Below are 17,729 nucleotides of genomic sequence, written 5' to 3' on the forward strand. Positions count from 1 at the left end.
GAATTTGATTTCCGGCTCATTTCATGACCTTTCATTCTGCTGCTTCCAATAATTTTGCAGCTGAGTATCCGTTAAGGCCATTACAAATTCCTTTTTTAACAGCAGGAATGCTTCCAGTTCATTTAGGATCTGAAACAGGATTGCCCTGTCTTCAAATTCCTCACGGCTGCCCGGGAGGGGGTCTGCCTTGAATTCTAATTTTATCTCCTGCAGCCTTTCCAGCAGAGCAAGGGCATTATTATATTCATGAAAGGTCCTGGTAATATGAGCAATGAAATCTGAAATTTTATGTGCCTGCCGGGGAACAGTACTGATGGATGCAATGTGGGTACAGATTCTTTTTAGGATAGTGCCCTGGCTCTTTCTCATCTGCATATATTGGATATAGTATCTGGTATCGCTTAACAGGGTATTATTCATATTTTCATAAGCTCTGGAAAGGGCCTCGTTCAGGTGGACTTCCAGAGGTTGAAAAAGCTGGACCTTTACGGGGGTCTTTCCGGGAGTCAAAAGAGCTGTGGAAATATTGCTTAAAATCAATTTCATATCTTCTTCAATCATAAGCTGATTCTGCTTTATAGCCAGCGTATTTCTTGGAATGTAAAGGTTAAGCAGAACTCCGATACCGGCTCCGATTATTAACAGGGACAGCTCATTTGAAATCCAGTAAAAGCTGACGGATTTTTCTATTAAAAAGTGAGTGGCCAAGACGGCATTCATAGCGATACCATCTTCCAGCTTCATCAGATAACAGGCCCCCACAAAGACCAGCAGAAAAATACCAAAGGAAAAGGCGTGATATCCAAGAATGCTGAATATCAGAAAAGCTGTTGCAACAGATAACAGAAAAGATAAAAACCGTTTTCCTGTAATAAGAATCGTTTCTTTCTTGGTGCTCTGTATACTTAAAAGTGTGATTATTCCGGCGGAAGCACTGTAATGAAGTCCCAGTTTGTCTGCTGATAGTATGGCAATGCAGCTTCCGATGGCTATTTTAATTAACTGTATATAGTTAATCTTTTTTATCGAGTTTTTAGTAAAAAGTAGATTCATAGAGGACTCCTTTCTTTTCAAGTATTTCCCTCCAAATGTTTCGGCAGCTGTGAATAGGCGCTGGATTATTCAAATACCTTTTCCTAAATCACAGAAAGTAATATAAATATACTAAATCAGAATCAAAAGTTATTCAATAGCAGATTCAGATTCCGCAAAATGACATATGATAGTATAAAAATTAATTTGAGGATATGAATGTATATTCACATAGTACAGCCTGGTGATACCATTACCACCATAGCGGACAGTTATGGGGTGTCTCCAGAAAGGATAGCAGCAGAAAATGATATTTAAAATCCCTATAAACTGGCAATAGGAGAAGCCCTTGTGATTTTACAGCCAGACAAGACCTATAACGTACAAAAGGGGGACACTCTGGAGAGTATTGCAAAATCCCAGGGGATAGATGTTATGGAGCTGCTGAGAAATAATCCGAATACTTCAAACAGAGAGCTTTATACAGGGGAGGAGTTAGTTATAAGTTATGCTGACAAAAGAACGGCAGCCGTTAGAACAAATGGGTTTGCGTATCCCTTTATCGATAGAAGGACTCTTGAAAAAACCTTACCCTATTTGACTTACCTGACGATTTACTCTTACCGGATTACAGAGAATGGCGGCCTGACAGAGGTTGATGATTCAGAAATTATACAGATGGCCAGAGCATATAGAGTGGCGCCAATTATGTTCATAACGGCATCCAATGAAGGAAGCAGCGTCAACACGGATATAGCGCATACCTTAATCAGCAATATGGAAATACAGACTGCATTTATTAATAATATCCTGGCTAATCTTCATGGGAAAGGGTACTATGGAATAAATATTGATACGCCCTTTGTCCAGCCCCAGGATAGGCAGGCCTATGTGAAATTCATAGCCAATATAACAGAACGTCTGAACAGCGAGGGCTTTTTCGTAACAGTAACGATAGCACCCAGTACCTTTGAAGTGTCAACAGGAATCATATATGAAGGCATTGATTATACTGGCCTGAGCCAGGCTGCAAATAACGTATTATACCAGCTGACATATGTATGGAGATATCCTCACAGCCTTCCTATAAGTATATTGCCTTTTGATGCAATTATTCAAACACTGGATAAGGCCCTGAGGCTGATATCACCGGAAAAATTTGTTCTGGGTTTTTCAAATGTCGGTTACCTTTGGGAATTCCCCTTTTTTTCAGCTATAATCAATGTGAATTTTATTAATTATAATTCGGCAATTGAGTTGGCCAATGATACCGGTTCCAGTATTCTGTTTAATGAGCCATCCCGTTCCTCTTATTTTCAGTTTATAGATAGTGGACTAGAGTATATGACATGGTTAAAAGATATACGGGCCCTGTATCCAATGCTGGAGTATGCGCAAAGCAATGAAATACAGGGTATATCCCTATGGAATATAATGTACTTCATAACAAATACCTGGCTTGTGATCAATGCCCTCTATGTGATTGAAAAAATTTAGCTGGCTGAATTGAAAGCCGCTGCACCATCCGGGGGTGTGCAGCGGCTTTTGCAATGATAAGCTTGTATGGAAAACGAGGAGTTACCGGGACCTTAAAGGAAATTGGAATATTGCGTATAACCGTTTAAAATGATAAGATAAGATTTAGAATGCTGTTAAGCGGGGTGAAAGATGGAAATTCATGATGGAAATTTAAACAAAACAAAGAAAAATTCCTATATCGGGCTGAAATTCATATCCTTTTTTTCTATTGCACTATTCCTATTGTGTTTCTTTACAATGCTAATTAAGATTGGGGTGGAATATGCAGCAGACATCAGTACATTAAGAGCTTTTTTACATGGTCTGATTTATGTTCCATTGTTGATAGGAACCTTAGCAATTCATATCATTGTCAGAAGAAAATTAAGGCTGGGTTTTTCAGATAGAATAAAGGTCAGAACCGGAAAGCAAAAGACCTTTCATATTATAGTAAAGGCAATTGCAATAGCAGCCGGAGCTTTTCTTTTGATTTTGGTGATGATTCCCTATGTCGCACTGCCTATGTATATGAACCGCCATATTAATTATCGCGGATTCGCAACTTCCAATTTCCCGTTGCAGGATATTTATCAGGCGGAGGATTATGATCTGAATGAAAAACAAATGTATTTAAAGACTGATGATGGTCTGAAGGTGTGGGCATCGGAAATATATACGGACCATCCGAAGGCAGTTATTATTTATTTAAGTGGTATCGTCCAGCCATCGGTTACATATTATTACGGCCATGCAAAATATATGCAGGAACAGGGGTATTCATCCATACTGCTTGAAGTCCGGGGGCATGGAAAAAGTGACGGCAGCAGGATATGCCTGGGCTATGATGAAGTGAAGGATGTAAAGGCGGTTGTGGATTTCATAAAAAGGGAAGAAAAATATAAAAATGTACCGATAGTGGTACAGGGTGCATCTATGGGCGGAGCGATTGCAGTAAATGCATTCGGGCAGTTAAAGGATATTGATGCCCTGATTGCTTTGTCGGCATATTCCAGCTTTGAAGATGTTGTGCTGGATGAGCTAAAGGGCCTTGGAGTACCGGAGTTCATAAGGTCCATTGAAAAACCACTCCTCATATCCTCATTAAAGCTGGTATATGGCAGTGATAATGTAAAATATAGGAAGCCTGTAGAGCAGATTAAAAATGCCAATGGCAGACCTGCCCTTTTAATTGCCTGTGAAGGGGATACGGAAGTACCCCCTGCCAGTATGCATAGGCTGAAAAAGGCTTATCCTGAGGCGGAAAGCTGGCTGCGTGATTCCTTTGAGCATTTCATTGTGAAGGATTATAATTTCAAAAATGTGGGGGAAGATGAAGAATACTGCAGTAAAATTCTTGGGTTCTTAAATGAGGTACAAAATAAATAGTCTTTTTCATTCCAAAAATATAAATTAATTCGGGGATTAGAATTTCAGGCTTATTGAATGTATATTGGGAGTATAAAAATACACTCAGCTCCGTGAAAGTCGCTTCGTTGCATTTTTATACTCCCAATATACATAGGTGAAAGTTGAGATTAGCTTATGGCATTCAGATTAAGATTTATATAGAAAGCTTCCCCTTCTCCGTTAAGGAAATGGGGAAGGCTAAGAAGTTGGAAAGGTCAGGAAGTTAAAAAGGTCAGGAAGTTGGAAGGGTCAAGAAGTTGAGAATGGCCAAGAAGTTTGGAAGTTCAAGAAGTTGCAAGGGTCAAGAAGTTGGGAATGGCCAAGAAGTTTGGAAGGTCAAGAAGTTGGAAGGGTCAGGAAGTTGAAAAGGTAAAGAAGTTTGGAAGTTCAAGAAGTTGGAAGGTCCAAGAAGTTGGGAAGGTTAAGTAGTTGGAAAGCTGAGGGTGTCTCAAAAGTCATTATCCCAATCATGGGAATAAGGGGACTTTTGGGACACCTTCCATTTTTTATTCTACCGATTTTAAGGATTCTGCCATATTAATCCGGTCAATTTTCCTGATCAGGATTACATTGACCAATATGGTCAGTCCGATCGTAACTGCCAAGGCGTAGAGATAGCTCACGGGCAGTATCCGTACATTAAAGGATACCGCTTCAATCTTAATCTGATCCATGACAAAACGGTGCAATAAGATTCCTGCGGGAAGGCCAAATACCATACTGATAATAGTGATTACGATATTTTCCCGGAAGACATAACTATAGGTTTCCGAGGGATAGAAACCAAGTACCTTAATCGTTGCAATCTCACGGCCCCGTTCCGTAATATTAATGTTACTGAGATTATACATGACCACGAAGGAGAGGGCGCAGGCACAGGCAATAACCAGCCATACGATATAGTTAAGGCTGTTCATCATGTTAGTCACAAGCTTTTTGGTATCCGCAGTAACGGTTATGTTCGATACCCCATAATCCTTCATCAGCTTGGCGGAGATATCATAAATTTCACCGGAATCCGTGGAGCCATAAGCTGTCTTATAGGCAGGCTTATCACCAAAGACCTTTTCATAGGTTGCTCCGCTCATGTACATGTAGTTGTAGGCATAATTCTTAAATATCCCGCTGATGGTGACCTTATAGGAGGCGGTGTCGTTCTGGCTTAGAGTCATGGTATCACCGATTTTTAAGCCTGTACTTTCTGCAAGGCGGTCATTGATAACAGCATAGCCATAGTCAGGAAAGGGAACTGTCTTGCCATTGAGGTGAAGGCCGATTACCTTTGTGATATTCGGGTCATCACTTGCAATTACATTTATCTTCTGGCTTCCGCCTTTGTCTGTGTATTCGTATGAGTCTGAGCTGATAAATACACATTGGGAAAGGAAATCCGAGGTATCCTTCTGAAAGTCTTTCATTTCCTGCGCTGTCTGGGCTTTCGGAAATGAAAGGGTGTAATCATACAGCATAATAGTATCGAACTGGTCGTCTGCAATATTGCTGATGGAATCATTTAGACCTAAGCCGGTCAACAGCAGTGCAGTGCAGCCTCCGGTACCAAGGATCATCATAAAGAGGCGTTTTTTGTACCGCAGGATATTCCGGACGGACACTTTGTGAAGAAAGTTTATTCTGCGCCATAGAAATGGAATCCGTTCCAGAAGGATGCGCTTGCCGGCTTTCGGAGCCTTGGGCCTCATCAGTTCCGCCGGCATCTGGGACAGCTCCGTTCTGCAGGCTGCATAGGTTGCACCTACGGAGCAGAGGAGGGAGACCACCAGTGTCAGCACAGCTAAATAGCCGCTGAATACATATTTGATTTCTGCAAAATTATAGAGCATTTTATAAGCCTGCCAGATTGCAAAAGGAAACAGCCGGGTACCTGCAAAGTATCCCAGAATACAGCCAAGTATTGCAGCACTTCCCGAGTAGGAGACATATTTTACAGCAATGGCCCGGTTACTGTAGCCCAGAGCCTTAAAGGTTCCGATTTGAGTACGCTGCTCATCCACCATTCTTGTCATAGTCGTACTGCAGACCAGGGCAGCAACGAGAAAGAAGAAAATGGGAAATACTTTTGCAATGCCTTCGACCACAGAGGAGTCATTTTCAAAGCAGGCATAGCCGGTATTCTTGCTTCTGTCAAATACATAGCTGGAGGGCTTCTCAATATCACTTACCTTATCCTTGGCGTCCTGGATTTCGGCCGATGCATCTGCCAGCTTTATCCTGGCATCCGATAAGGAGGATTCCGTTTTCTTTTTAGCTTTGCTGTATTTTTTTAAACCATCACTATACTGCTTCTTTGCAGCCTCCAACGCCTTTTTGCCGTCGGCAATTTGTACTTTATAGTTTGCAAGGGTCTGTTTCCCGGAGGCGAGCTGTGACTGTGCCAGGGTAAGTTCTTTTTCCACGGAAGCAAACTTGGCGTCTGCTGTTTTTTTGGCAGTATCAAGACGGGACTGCGCTGTATTTATCTGTTCCAGGGAGTCTGTTAAAGTCTTATTCTGCTCTATCACTCCGGAAGCCTCAATTTGAGCCATATTCTGCTGTACCTGTTCCAGCTGTGCGGCATAAGTTCGGTATTCGTCACTGGTCTGGTCCGGAAGCTGGGACAGGGTGCTTTCCAGTGCAGCCTTTGCCTGCTTTAGCTGGTTGTATTGATTAAGGACACCGCTTTTTTCAATCTGCGTCAGGGCAGCTGTTACTTTAGTCCTGCTGCTGTTAATCTCCTCCTGTTTGGCTTCTAGGGTATGAAGGGAAGCTTTCTTTTTATCCTCATAGGCTGCCCTGGAAGTGTTATAATCGGCAAGGGATGAATGATAGGCAGCTTCCTTTTCTGCCAGCAGCTTCCCGCTGTCTTTCAACAGCTTTTCCTTGCTGGTGATTTTGGCCTTTGCAGCCTCAAGCTTCTTCTGAGAGGCATCCAATTTGCTCTCCGCATCCTTTTTCTTTGTAAGATATTTGGAATGGGAAGAATCATAATCACTCTGGGCATCGGCTATTTTTTCATTGGCTTCCTTCAGGATATCCTCATAGCGAAGCCCTGCCCGGTAATCTGCGGCCTCTTTCAGGGGCTGTTCCATGGAGGATATGGCATCTTCGTATTTCTTACTGAAGATCTGGCCGCCGGCATTATCCAAGGTAACATAAATTTCACTATAGTAATCAAAAGAGAAACCGCCTGACGGCATATAAATAAAAGCCTTTACGGAGCCGCCTGCAAGCTTTGTGGTACCCCTGTCGCTGCGGTACATATAGTTAACGGAGTTGCATAGGCCGACAAGGGTGTATTCCTGATAATGAAAGCTGTCTTTTGTAGCTTTATCATTTCTGTCAGAAACAGTTATTGTTTTGCCCAAATCAGCTTCCGTAAAATTAAGGGCATCCCCGATGCACTCATTATCTGCTTCTGGCAGCCTGCCGGCTGTCAGGCTTATCTGATTTAGTTTCCCGGTTATGGAATGTGCCTTTAGAATAATATCATCATGGTCGTTATAATCTGCGAAAAAATCGGCAGCTACTGCGCCTTCCGCCTTCCTGACATTATCCAGCTTACTGATATAAGCCACATCCTCACCAGTGAAGCCCAAGGTAGATAACAACCGGTAATCATACATTTGGGACTCTTTGATATAAGTGTCGCCTGTCTGTATCATTGCTTCTTTGGTTATCTTAAGCCCGGAGAAAAAGCCGACACCCAGGGCAATAATTATAAGAATTGCAATGTAGCGCCCCAGGGTATGCTGTATTTCACGGCGGTTGTTTTTTTTCCATGCAGAATTCATCATTACCATTCAATCTCCTCAATTGGTATTACTTTCTCATTTTTACGCTGGGACGAAACGCTGCCATTCTTAACATGGATAACCCGGTCTGCCATAGCTGTTAAAGCGGAGTTATGGGTTATGATAATTACGGTCATTCCGTTTTTACGGCTTTGATCCTGCAAAAGCTTTAAAATCTGTTTACCGGTATTGTAATCCAGAGCGCCGGTTGGCTCATCGCATAGCAGAAGCTTGGGATTCTTCGCCAATGCCCTGGCAATGGAAACACGCTGCTGCTCTCCGCCGGAGAGCTGTGCCGGGAAATTTGAGAGGCGCTCTCCAAGACCTACATCATTTAAGATCTCTTCGGCAGGAATGGGATTTTTAATCATCTGGGAAGCAATCTCTACATTTTCAAGGGCAGTCAGATTTGGTATCAAATTATAAAATTGGAATACAAAACCGATATCCTCCCTTCGATAGTTGACAAGGTTCCTTTTACCCATAGCTGAAATTTCCGCAGTTCCAAGAAAAACCTTTCCCGAGGTCAGTGTGTCCATTCCGCCCAGAATATTAAGAAGAGTTGTCTTGCCTGCTCCCGATTGGCCGACAATGACACATATTTCACCTTTATCTACTTCAAAGTTGACATCATGCAGGGCATGAACCTTAACATCCCCGGAATGATACACCTTTCCTACATTTTCAAATCGCACAAAAGAATCCATGATCCCCTCCTAAACTTGACAAGTGTTGAAAATTAAACTATATTATAGCATAATATGCTGGGATAAAAAAATCAACCAACAGTATAAAAAGAGTATGTGTAATTTTCAACACAAATAGGGATTCTATTCAAAATATGAGGTGTAAGAGGTGTAATTTACATGAATAAAAGCGGAGAAAACAACAGAAGTGTCAGGAATACCAAGAAAAAGCTATTGACCGGTTTGCTGAGCCTCATGCATCAGAAGACCATATCCAGTATAACAGTCCGGGAATTGACGGAGCTTGTGGATGTTAACCGGGGGACCTTCTATTTTCATTATACGGATATTTATGATATGGTCAGCAAGGTGGAGGAAGACTTCTTTCAGAATTTCAATGAAATCATGGACCAGATGATAAATAACACTCCGGTAAAAGGAAAACCGCCGGAGGTGCTGGTGAAAATCTTCATTATCTGCGCCGAAAACCGAGAATTTTGTGAAATCATGCTGGGACCCAATGGAGATGCTGCCTTCGTGGACCGCATTAAGAATATTGTAAATGAGAAAAGCTCGGAAATGTGGAAAAGCGTTGGTGCCAATATGAGCCAGGAAGTATACGAATACTTCAATGCCTTTATAATCAACGGATATATCGGGCTTTTGCAGAAGTGGCTGAAAACCGGCTGTAAACAGACACCGGAGGAAATGGCCGTATTTGCAGCCAGGGTCATTATACCGGCTGTAAAGAATTCCATTGAGCTCAATGAACAGATAAGAAATATTTGATGCATTATTGAAACTGTCACATAAAATCGAGGCTTCCCAAAGGATTAAGCTATATTTCGAAAATTATCTACAATGGGTAAGATTTCCAGTACTTCTGTCCGATAATTGCGTTGGATTAAGTAAACAGCAATTTCTGCAGACAGCAGAAAACAGGCAGTCCTTGGGAGTGCCTGTTTTTGTATATATCCGGAACCTTTACAGCACCTTTGCTTTTTTAGCCACTGCTGTCAGAAGATTGCCCTGGGGCAATGCCAGGAGCTCATTTTCACTGATGCCTCCCAATTTGATTACTATAATAAAGTATATTACAGCTGAGAGAGTGATGGTTAGAAAAAGTGAAATTATATTGCTGCTGCAGGCGGTATGGATTATTTGATAGGAGAAACTTGCCACAACTCCCATAACAGCTGCTGCCGTAAGGGGTATGACAAAGCTCTTCTTTATATTCATCTGATAGCCCAGATTTTTACGTACAGAGATTCCGTTCAGCACACACATCAGAAAGGAATGTACCACAGCTGCGATTACAAGGCCATATAAATTCCACCCGGTTTGAAATAAGATTACTGTAAGTACGGCCGACTGGCTGAAAAGAGCGATGAGGGCATTTTTCGCCGTCAGGTTCATTTTGCCGATTCCCTGCAGAACAGCATTGGTCACTGTTGACAAGGAATAAAAAACAGCAGTAATACTAAGGCACCGGAGTAAAGCAGCCGCCTCCGCAAGGGAAGACCTTTGAGAAAAAAGGGCTTGCACCACAGGACCCGCGAGTATGAACAGGCCAACAGCGGAGGGAATGGTAATCAGCATGGTAGTACGGATTGCCATATCGACTTTCCGTCTGGTCTCTTTCACATTCCCCAGGGAATAAGTTCCTGAAATATCCGGCATCATGGCAGAGGATACGGCAGAAGCAATGGCAACGGGAATATTGACGAAAATAACAGCTTCACCAGAATATATACCATATTCGGATGCAACTTTCTTTGCGGGAAAGCTCTTGGCATAAAGCAATATTTTCGAATAAATAGTCTGGTTTAAAATGGCGGTAGCATTATAGATACAGGTGCTTATTATAAAAGGAGTTATATTGTTAAATATACTTTGGAATATCTTTTTGTAGGGCTCCGGCTGCTTTTCGGAACTTTCCTGAAGGTGCTTCTTACGGGTGCCTCTGTTCAGGAAGTAGACCAGCAGCATAAAGATAAGTGCAGATAAAACCCCGGCTCCGGTACCGATGGCGCTTCCGACTGCTCCGTAGATTGCCTGTGTTGTAGAATCAGCCCCGGCCACTGTCTGCATCAGGAGATAAGCTCCCAATACACTGACCACCGCATTAAAAATCTGTTCTAAAATCTGGGAGACAGAAGAATGGACCATATTGCTCTGTGCCTGGAAGTAGCCTCTTAATACACCCAGAAGTCCCGATAAAAAGATGGTTGGAGCCAGTACTCTAAGAACAGCAACAGAATTCCTTTCTACGAACAGGCCTGCACCAAAAAGAGCAAAGGCACTGGCTGCCCCGCCAATGATGATAACATAAATAAGGGAGCAATAGAAGATTCTTTGAGCGTTTCTATATTCCTGTATAATCAGCTTTTTGGCAATTTCCTTCGAGACAGCGGAGGGAATGCTGTAGGAGGATACTAACAGCATGATGGTGTAAACATTTCCGGCAAAATTATAATAACCGATACCTTCTTCACCAATAAGGGCAATTAAGGGGCTTTTATACAGGATTCCGATAATTCTGCATAGGATTCCTGCTATGGCAAGTATTCCGGCCTGCTTGATAAAATTGTTTCTTCTACTTTGATTTGTCATAATAAGACCAACTTTCAGGGAACTTTATTTATTGGAAAGAAATTAAAAGGAAAGCTCTGTAAATGCTGAAGAGAAGCATCCAAAATTTTCTTAATTACATAAACAGTTAAAGAAAATTGTCCGAATAAACGTTGTGATTATACCATATATTGTTACCTGTATCAATAAAAAAACTGGTGTGGCATAAAACTTCGTCAGAAAACTTCTGCAGAATTTTTCTGCAAAGCGGTAATTAGACATTGCAGAAATATAGTAAATAATGTAAGATTAGTTTTGGTTTGAAATATGGATTGCATTTTATTGCCATTTAGGCAGTTACGCATGTAAACCTTCGAAATACATTTTCGTAGTGTGAAAATTAAAATGCTATTTTCACATACAAGATTGTACCGGCGAGATCCTCGGCCCAATCTTGCGGTGCATTGGGAAGGCATGGTTATTAAAATGAATAAAAATTGGGAGATGGATTATGAGAACAAAATTAAATTATTACAGGAAAGCCGCATTATTTTTAAGTATTTTGGCCATCAGCCTGTTAATGAAACCGGGAAACTGCTTTGCCGCTGAAAAAAGTGCCGGATTGGATGGGATTAAGACCCTGCATGAGAATACGGTCTATCGATATGATTTAAACGGAGACGGCAAAGAGGAAACAATAAAGTACCAGATAACGGAGAATGAAGAGCGGCATACTGCGACCCTGAAACTTTACATTGATAAAGAACTGTGTCTGACCAAAAAGGACGATGGTTTATCCTTTGGGATATATCTTCTTGATTTGAATAAGGGCGATAATTCACTGGATTTATTTATCCGGACCGAAATGGAATCCGACTGTGCCAAAAATGCTTTTTTTGTACAGTATGACGGAAATAAGATAACCCATAATATAGCTTTTAATATAGCCTTTAAAGCAGATAGTAAGGCGAAGGATTTTAATATCTATCGTTACTCCCTGGCTAAGACAGACGGTGCAGGCAGATTTACTTTACTGCTGGATACTCCTGTATATTCCCAAGCAGCAGGCTGTTATTATTGCTATGCTTCCTTTCAGGTGCAGGATAATAAGGTCTCCATGCTTCCGGCAAGCACCTTTACATTGGGAAAGTATTCAAAAGAGTACCAATACAAGGCAGCTAAAGCCTTTACGGTTTATAGTGAGGCCGGTACGAAGAAGATTGCATATAAGGTGACAAAAGGGGAAAAGGTCACGGTTGATAAACTGTATATTGCAAAAACAGGAAAAGTATATTTCAGAGTGAATAATAAAATGGGAAGGAAAGGCTGGATTGTATCAGACCAGGAAAATCTCTTTGCGGAGCTCCCTGCGTGGGGATAAGATTCAGGCAGAGTAAGAAGCAAATTGAGTAAAAAGCAAACAGGATAATAAAAGCAGGGTAATCTTTGAACTGACCCCACAAAGTTAGAACTAAAAATCTAACTTCAATGCCCGCCAAAGGTCTTGCGGAAGCCTTTGGGGTGGTAGCCGGTGTAATGCTTAAAGAAATTGGAGAAGGAGCTTAAATCCTGAGAACCTACCTGCAGCATGATTTCAGAAACAGAAAGCTGGGTGTTCTCAAGTAAGGACTTGGCCCGCTCGATTTTTAAGGTATTAATATAATTCAGTGGGGTGGTACCCATCTTGCTTTTAAACAGCCGGATGAAATAATTGGGATGCATATGCATCCTCACAGCCAGGTCCTCCAAGGTAATTTTTTTCTCCAGGTTATTATTGATATAGGTTATGATACCATTAAATTCGGAATTGTTTTCATTGTAAATTGCCATAGGTGCTAGCTGAGACTTCTCAATGTAATCTGAAAACAGTGACAGGATAGCGGATTTCAGCCGAAAGGCTGAAGGGAGGGAATTGTCCCTGGTGTACCGGAAAATATCCTGAAAGCTGTCAACGATATTCCTGTCCTCTGAAATGTCAATATAAAAAGGCAGGTTCAGCTGCTTTAACAGATTGCCTTCGCTGGTCTTAATGTCAAAATGAATCCAGTATTTTGTAATAAAATTATCATTTACATGATAAAAAGAGTGCTTCGTCTGGGGAGGGATGAAAAACATCCGGCCGGCTTTCCCGGCATAAGGAGTCCCCTTTATCTTAATTTCACATTCTCCTTCCGTGATGTAATAAATCTTGCAAAAAGGACATAGAACATCATAACCCTTCCAGGACCTTCCCAGATGGGTATAGCCTCCGTAATAGTAATCAATTGACAGGTTTGACAGAGAGCTTGCATTAGAAGTGTCCATGGAATTTTCCTCCCGGTAACAGGTTAATTTTTTTCAAGTTTTCGTTTGTATTTTCTATTACGTAATTAGTATAGTAATGGTAAACTGGGTTTGTCAATAAAGGAATGACGTGATTAATACAAATGGAGAAAATTTTAAAAAATGAGACATGGAAAAGGAGAGAAGCTTATGGGATTATTTGAAGAAAGAGCAAGGAGAACGGAGTGGTTTTTAGATGCAAGGTTTGGAATGTTTATACATTGGGGGCTGTATTCCATTCCGGCCAGAGGGGAATGGGTTAAAAGCGCCGAGAAGATACCAACGGAGGTCTATGATCAGTACTTTGAAGAATTTAACCCGGTAAGATATAACCCAAAGGAATGGGCGAAGCTTGCCAAGGAAGCCGGAATGAAATATGCGGTACTTACTACCAAGCATCATGATGGCTTTTGCCTCTTTGATTCTGCCTATACCGATTATAAAAGCACCAATACCAAATGCAAAAGGGATTTGGTAAAGGAATATGTGGATGCTTTCAGAGAAGAGGGCTTAAAAGTTGGATTTTACTACTCTCTGCTTGACTGGCATCATGAGGATTACCCCCATTACGGTGACAACCAGCATCCTATGCGGGAGGAGGAAAGCTTTAAGGGAGCTGGGCACAACTGGAAAAACTACGTGGAATACTTTCACAACCAGGTCAGAGAACTGCTTACTAACTATGGAAAGATTGATTTGATGTGGTTTGACTTCTCCTATGAGAATAAAAATTTAGCCGGTACGGAATTTGAGCATATGTCAGGGGAGACCTGGGGGGCAAAGAAGCTTATTACCATGATGAGAGAGCTGCAGCCGGATATTGTAATTGATAACCGTCTGGGCGGAGATGCCAGAAAGCCTGAGCCGGACCTCCATGCAGGGGATTTTGTATCACCTGAGTGCATGATGCCTGCCGGGGAAGCTGTGGACGTCCTGGGAAGGTCCATACCCTGGGAGCTTTGTCTTACCTTGAATGAAAATTGGGGCTATGCCAAGAACAAGCCCTGGGAGTACAAGACAACGGAAAATGTAATACACATGCTTGTGGAATGTGTCAGTAAGAACGGAAATATGCTGATAAACGTAGGTCCCAATGCCAAGGGAGAAATTCCAAAGGAAAGTATCCGCATTTTAAAGGAAATAGGGGAATGGATGAGGGTAAATTCCGACAGCATCTATGGCTGCGGGAAAAGTGAGCTTGAAAAACCGGAGTGGGGAAGGTACACACAGAAGGGCAATATTCTCTATGCACATATCTATGACAGAAGGGTGGGCTCCTTCCGCCTTGGCGGTCTGGAAGGAAGGATCAAAAAAGCCCGTATTTTAGAGGACGGGGCGGAGGTAAGGCTGGAAAAACCCTGGAATGGACTGGATTATCCGAAGGATGCCTTTGTACAGCTTGAGATTGCTGGGCTATATGATGAAAAGGATACGGTACTGGAATTGGAATTGCAATCTTAAAGGTTATGGAATATAATGGTGGTTATAAAATTGGATTAGTGTGAATTATGGAAAAGCATAATTCACACAGGTGCCTGCCAAATCCTCGGCCCAATCTTGCGGCGCGTTGGGAAGGCTTGGTGGTTAGCAGGAAATATTCCGTATGCAAGGGGAGCAAAGAATGAAGCAGCTTGGTACAAAGGTATTGGAAACAGAGAGATTACGTCTGAGGCCTTTTAAGGCGTCCGATGCGGAAAACATGTATAAGAATTGGGCAAGTGACGCTGAAGTTACCAGGTACCTGACCTGGCCTGTTCATGAAAGTGTGAAGGGCACAAGAGCACTCCTTGAATTATGGGAGAAAGAGGCGGATTCCACAAGTACCTATCAGTGGTGCATTGAGCTGAAAGAAACAGGAGAGGCCATCGGAAGCATCGGTTCAGCTCATCTATATGAGCACATTGAAGCCGTGGAGGTTGGATATTGTATTGGAAAAGCCTTCTGGGGAAAGGGCATTATGTCAGAAGCCCTGAGGGCAGTAAGGGACTTTCTCTTTGCCCAGGCGGAAGTTAACCGTGTAGAAGCATGCCATGATATCAATAATCCTGTTTCCGGAAAAGTGATGGAAAAATGCGGCCTTCGCTTTGAGGGTATCAGGAAGCAGGGTGGAAAGAATAATACCGGACTTTGTGATCTGGCCTGCTATGGATTAGTGAAAAGGGACTGGGAAGAGCTTGTAAAGTTATAAAACGTAAGTAGAAGCCATAAAGCTGCCGGAGGAAGGGGGCTTTATGGTTTCTTAAGCCAGTAATCCCAGGAAAGCCAATAGAAGAGATATGCATAATACCACTGCAAAGAAGGTGCAGATATTTTTAATACTCCGAATATCCTGGGTCTGTTTTGCCAGAAGTGCCTCTACGATATCCTCATGGGTAAGGTCAGACTCTTCCCATTCATAAATTTCTTCATCCTCATGGTAAATTGTCTCCGGGTCCTTTGCCGAAGCTTCGGCTTCCGTAATCTTTTTTGTACTTAATAATTCCATATCAGTCAGCAAAAATTTTAAATCCCTTTTTGTCATGGTCACACTCTTTGCATACCGCAGGTATGCCTGCGATACTGCCACAAATAAAAATGAGTGAAAGAATCTGTAAGTGGCATCCTTTCAAAATAATATTTTCTTTCACTCTTGCTCCCATTGCATACCGCAGACAGGTCTGCGGTATTGCCTTAAATAATGGAGTGTGAAAGCGCTTTTCTTTCACACGTCCCCCTTCTTTAATCAAAACGCTTTAAGACACCAAGGCAGGGTGAAAAGTAAATAATATAATTCCTGCAGGCAACATATACCCCATACTTTCTTTCATAAGCAGCAAGTGCCTCCTCCAGATAATCTTCCGTTACTTCCAGATATTCTGCCATGGTATAAACATCACGGCAGCCAGCCTCGTAGGAACGGATGATACCCTCCAGACCCACCTGTATATCATAGGCTGCAAGTCGTGCCCGGTACTCCTGCTTTCTGTTAGCAGTATTGGTCTGATCAAGAATATCACCTGCGGAGGTAAGGTGGTGCCCGATTTCTTCGGAAAGGACACAGCCTTTTTCAATGGAGGTAAGATTTTTATCTATGGCAATACAGCCGTCTACGTATAATCCCTTTAATCCTTCCACTTCGTAAAGATTCATTTCCTTTACATACAGATAATCATATTTCGTCTTTAAATCTTCGTATGTCATCCAAATCTCCCCTTATTGTTACTGCTTATTTGCCCTGGCGGCTAAAAGAAGCTTCTTATATTCCTCGATTTTATGAAGCTCTTCTTCTGTCCAGTGTTCATTATCCTCTTTATGGGCTGCGGTGGTCGGAACGGCAATGTCTTCCCAGCCCATCAGATATGAAGGAGAACAATGATAAATCTTTGCCAGATTAACAATTGTTTCATGCTTAATATTTTTAATTTCCCCGCTTTCATAGCGCTGCATGGTAGCTTCCTTGATTCCCAGCTGCTCAGCTACCTCTAATAAGGTCATGCCCAAGTTTAATCTTCTCTCCTTGATTCGTTCCTGTAAAACAGACATAAATAAATTCACTCCAGTCCATAGTTTATACGAAGCTTACTATGTTATATTAAGGTAATTATACCACAATCTTTCGTAATACGCAATAAATTAGTATAATATTTTGTAAAAACTTACGTAATACGTATTGACAAAATGAGTACAAGATGTTATTATTAACTTACGTAATAGGTAAGCGAAAGAAAGAATAAGAGGCCAGTTACTGCTTCACGAAGAAGAAAATTACTTTTATATAAGTGATTTCGCTTAATTGACCCCGAATTATTCAGTTTAAAACAATAGGAGAGGGGAGTTTTATATCCTGAACTTACGCATTACGAAAGTATTTGATTCGTCTTTTTGGAATTTCAGACGTTAAAGAAAAAGGCAGATGACCTTGGACTAAACCATGTGAAAAAATGTGTTTGAAAGGAACATTTTATGAAAAAGAAGCAGTTAATGCAATTGGGTCTTACAGAAGAGCTTTCCATAAAAATACTTGCACTTTGCAAGGAAGAACAGAGCGTTTTCATACCGAAGGAAAGGTTTGATGAGATTAACCGGAAGAAAAAAGAGCTGGAGTGGCAGGTTATGCACCAGAAGGAACAAATTGACGAAATGAGCGGTTGCAATCTTATTTACCGGAGCTTAAAGGAAGAAATGCTCAGGCTTTTATGGCAGGCAGGAGAGGAAAAGAAAAAAGAAGAGGAAAGATACAGGGATTTATTGTTGTATTCCTTACTTTTAGAAAGACTTTCTTCCTATAAATATGCAGAGCTTATTTTGAAAAAAATGGACAGGAAAAGGCTGACTCTGACACCGGAAGGAGAAATTCTTGGGGCAGAGGAGGAAATAGAAAGAGTACGTACAGCCTGGAAGGAGCTGTTCTGACACAGGGTTTTTT

At 41.7% G+C, this 17,729-nt stretch carries 18 protein-coding genes; 9 read left to right on the forward strand and 9 right to left on the reverse strand.

The window, feature by feature from the left end; all coding sequences use genetic code 11:
- Positions 1-21 precede the first annotated feature (21 nt).
- On the reverse strand, positions 22-1,053 hold the full coding sequence (locus BUB77_RS12035; protein ID WP_073276308.1) for an aromatic acid exporter family protein: 1,032 nt from the start codon (positions 1,051-1,053) through the stop codon (positions 22-24).
- Between the two features lie 198 nt (positions 1,054-1,251).
- On the opposite strand from BUB77_RS12035, the gene BUB77_RS12040 reads away from it, so the two are divergent.
- From BUB77_RS12040 to BUB77_RS29900, 4 genes are all read left to right on the forward strand, one after another.
- On the forward strand, positions 1,252-1,350 hold the full coding sequence (locus BUB77_RS12040) for a LysM peptidoglycan-binding domain-containing protein (protein ID WP_073276154.1): 99 nt from the start codon (positions 1,252-1,254) through the stop codon (positions 1,348-1,350).
- A 33-nt stretch (positions 1,351-1,383) separates the two neighbouring features.
- The gene (locus BUB77_RS12045) at positions 1,384-2,529 is read left to right on the forward strand and encodes a LysM peptidoglycan-binding domain-containing protein (protein WP_073276156.1); all 1,146 of its coding nucleotides are present in this window, start codon (positions 1,384-1,386) and stop codon (positions 2,527-2,529) included.
- Positions 2,530-2,700: 171 nt separating this feature from the next.
- Positions 2,701-3,936 carry an alpha/beta hydrolase gene (locus BUB77_RS12050; RefSeq protein ID WP_242962481.1) on the forward strand — a complete coding sequence of 412 codons (1,236 nt, stop codon included), beginning with the start codon at positions 2,701-2,703 and terminating at the stop codon, positions 3,934-3,936.
- 297 nt (positions 3,937-4,233) lie between these two features.
- Positions 4,234-4,386 (forward strand): hypothetical protein, encoded by a 153-nt coding sequence (locus BUB77_RS29900; protein WP_170866643.1) that lies wholly within the window; start codon positions 4,234-4,236, stop codon positions 4,384-4,386.
- A 77-nt stretch (positions 4,387-4,463) separates the two neighbouring features.
- On the opposite strand, the gene BUB77_RS12055 is transcribed toward BUB77_RS29900, so the two are convergent.
- Entirely contained in the window at positions 4,464-7,748 is a 3,285-nt protein-coding gene (locus BUB77_RS12055; RefSeq protein WP_170866644.1) for an ABC transporter permease, read from the reverse strand.
- Positions 7,748-8,452, reverse strand: a complete 705-nt coding sequence (locus tag BUB77_RS12060; RefSeq protein WP_073276160.1) for an ABC transporter ATP-binding protein — start codon at positions 8,450-8,452, stop codon at positions 7,748-7,750. Before BUB77_RS12060 ends, BUB77_RS12055 begins: the two co-directional genes overlap by 1 nt.
- A gap of 159 nt (positions 8,453-8,611) precedes the next feature.
- Between BUB77_RS12060 and BUB77_RS12065 the strand changes: the two genes are divergently transcribed.
- Complete coding sequence (locus BUB77_RS12065) at positions 8,612-9,220, forward strand: TetR/AcrR family transcriptional regulator (RefSeq protein ID WP_073276162.1); 609 nt, start codon at positions 8,612-8,614, stop codon at positions 9,218-9,220.
- Between the two features lie 195 nt (positions 9,221-9,415).
- On the opposite strand, the gene BUB77_RS12070 is transcribed toward BUB77_RS12065, so the two are convergent.
- On the reverse strand, positions 9,416-11,044 hold the full coding sequence (locus BUB77_RS12070) for a putative polysaccharide biosynthesis protein (protein ID WP_073276164.1): 1,629 nt from the start codon (positions 11,042-11,044) through the stop codon (positions 9,416-9,418).
- Between the two features lie 469 nt (positions 11,045-11,513).
- Between BUB77_RS12070 and BUB77_RS12075 the strand changes: the two genes are divergently transcribed.
- Entirely contained in the window at positions 11,514-12,383 is an 870-nt protein-coding gene (locus tag BUB77_RS12075; protein WP_073276166.1) for an SH3 domain-containing protein, read from the forward strand.
- Between the two features lie 104 nt (positions 12,384-12,487).
- Here BUB77_RS12075 and BUB77_RS12080 read toward each other — a convergent pair whose 3' ends face one another.
- The gene (locus tag BUB77_RS12080) at positions 12,488-13,306 is read right to left on the reverse strand and encodes an AraC family transcriptional regulator (RefSeq protein WP_073276168.1); all 819 of its coding nucleotides are present in this window, start codon (positions 13,304-13,306) and stop codon (positions 12,488-12,490) included.
- 168 nt (positions 13,307-13,474) lie between these two features.
- Here BUB77_RS12080 and BUB77_RS12085 point away from each other — a divergent pair, with 168 nt between their 5' ends.
- Positions 13,475-14,785, forward strand: coding sequence for an alpha-L-fucosidase (locus BUB77_RS12085; RefSeq protein WP_073276312.1), 1,311 nt, complete (start codon positions 13,475-13,477; stop codon positions 14,783-14,785).
- A gap of 160 nt (positions 14,786-14,945) precedes the next feature.
- Positions 14,946-15,512, forward strand: coding sequence for a GNAT family N-acetyltransferase (locus BUB77_RS12090; protein ID WP_073276314.1), 567 nt, complete (start codon positions 14,946-14,948; stop codon positions 15,510-15,512).
- Between the two features lie 51 nt (positions 15,513-15,563).
- Here the strand turns inward: BUB77_RS12090 and BUB77_RS12095 are convergent, their stop codons facing one another.
- From BUB77_RS12095 to BUB77_RS12110, 4 genes are read right to left on the reverse strand one after another with little or no spacing between them, the layout of a single operon-like run.
- Positions 15,564-15,845 (reverse strand): hypothetical protein, encoded by a 282-nt coding sequence (locus tag BUB77_RS12095; RefSeq protein WP_073276171.1) that lies wholly within the window; start codon positions 15,843-15,845, stop codon positions 15,564-15,566.
- Entirely contained in the window at positions 15,811-16,029 is a 219-nt protein-coding gene (locus tag BUB77_RS29905; RefSeq protein WP_073276173.1) for a hypothetical protein, read from the reverse strand. The genes BUB77_RS12095 and BUB77_RS29905 overlap by 35 nt, the downstream gene beginning before the upstream one ends.
- A gap of 13 nt (positions 16,030-16,042) precedes the next feature.
- Positions 16,043-16,504 (reverse strand): ImmA/IrrE family metallo-endopeptidase, encoded by a 462-nt coding sequence (locus BUB77_RS12105; RefSeq protein WP_073276175.1) that lies wholly within the window; start codon positions 16,502-16,504, stop codon positions 16,043-16,045.
- A gap of 18 nt (positions 16,505-16,522) precedes the next feature.
- Positions 16,523-16,846 carry a helix-turn-helix domain-containing protein gene (locus tag BUB77_RS12110; protein WP_084124159.1) on the reverse strand — a complete coding sequence of 108 codons (324 nt, stop codon included), beginning with the start codon at positions 16,844-16,846 and terminating at the stop codon, positions 16,523-16,525.
- 420 nt (positions 16,847-17,266) lie between these two features.
- Here BUB77_RS12110 and BUB77_RS12115 point away from each other — a divergent pair, with 420 nt between their 5' ends.
- Positions 17,267-17,716 (forward strand): phage scaffolding protein, encoded by a 450-nt coding sequence (locus BUB77_RS12115; RefSeq protein WP_073276177.1) that lies wholly within the window; start codon positions 17,267-17,269, stop codon positions 17,714-17,716.
- Positions 17,717-17,729: the final 13 nt, after the last annotated feature.

It is taken from the genome of Anaerocolumna jejuensis DSM 15929 (assembly GCF_900142215.1).
In the GTDB taxonomy this organism is placed as follows: domain Bacteria; phylum Bacillota; class Clostridia; order Lachnospirales; family Lachnospiraceae; genus Anaerocolumna; species Anaerocolumna jejuensis.

Excerpts from the sequence above, each read along its gene's own strand:
- BUB77_RS12040 (WP_073276154.1), top strand. The coding sequence starts at position 1,252 with ATGTATATTCACATAGTACAGCCTGGTGATACCATTACCACCATAGCG.
- BUB77_RS12110 (WP_084124159.1), bottom strand. The coding sequence starts at position 16,846 with ATGTCTGTTTTACAGGAACGAATCAAGGAGAGAAGATTAAACTTGGGC.
- BUB77_RS12055 (WP_170866644.1), bottom strand. The coding sequence starts at position 7,748 with ATGATGAATTCTGCATGGAAAAAAAACAACCGCCGTGAAATACAGCAT.
- BUB77_RS12060 (WP_073276160.1), bottom strand. The coding sequence starts at position 8,452 with ATGGATTCTTTTGTGCGATTTGAAAATGTAGGAAAGGTGTATCATTCC.
- BUB77_RS12090 (WP_073276314.1), top strand. The coding sequence starts at position 14,946 with ATGAAGCAGCTTGGTACAAAGGTATTGGAAACAGAGAGATTACGTCTG.
- BUB77_RS12050 (WP_242962481.1), top strand. The coding sequence starts at position 2,701 with ATGGAAATTCATGATGGAAATTTAAACAAAACAAAGAAAAATTCCTAT.
- BUB77_RS12115 (WP_073276177.1), top strand. The coding sequence starts at position 17,267 with ATGAAAAAGAAGCAGTTAATGCAATTGGGTCTTACAGAAGAGCTTTCC.
- BUB77_RS12070 (WP_073276164.1), bottom strand. The coding sequence starts at position 11,044 with ATGACAAATCAAAGTAGAAGAAACAATTTTATCAAGCAGGCCGGAATA.
- BUB77_RS12035 (WP_073276308.1), bottom strand. The coding sequence starts at position 1,053 with ATGAATCTACTTTTTACTAAAAACTCGATAAAAAAGATTAACTATATA.
- BUB77_RS12075 (WP_073276166.1), top strand. The coding sequence starts at position 11,514 with ATGAGAACAAAATTAAATTATTACAGGAAAGCCGCATTATTTTTAAGT.
- BUB77_RS12095 (WP_073276171.1), bottom strand. The coding sequence starts at position 15,845 with ATGACAAAAAGGGATTTAAAATTTTTGCTGACTGATATGGAATTATTA.
- BUB77_RS12085 (WP_073276312.1), top strand. The coding sequence starts at position 13,475 with ATGGGATTATTTGAAGAAAGAGCAAGGAGAACGGAGTGGTTTTTAGAT.
- BUB77_RS12065 (WP_073276162.1), top strand. The coding sequence starts at position 8,612 with ATGAATAAAAGCGGAGAAAACAACAGAAGTGTCAGGAATACCAAGAAA.
- BUB77_RS12080 (WP_073276168.1), bottom strand. The coding sequence starts at position 13,306 with ATGGACACTTCTAATGCAAGCTCTCTGTCAAACCTGTCAATTGATTAC.
- BUB77_RS12105 (WP_073276175.1), bottom strand. The coding sequence starts at position 16,504 with ATGACATACGAAGATTTAAAGACGAAATATGATTATCTGTATGTAAAG.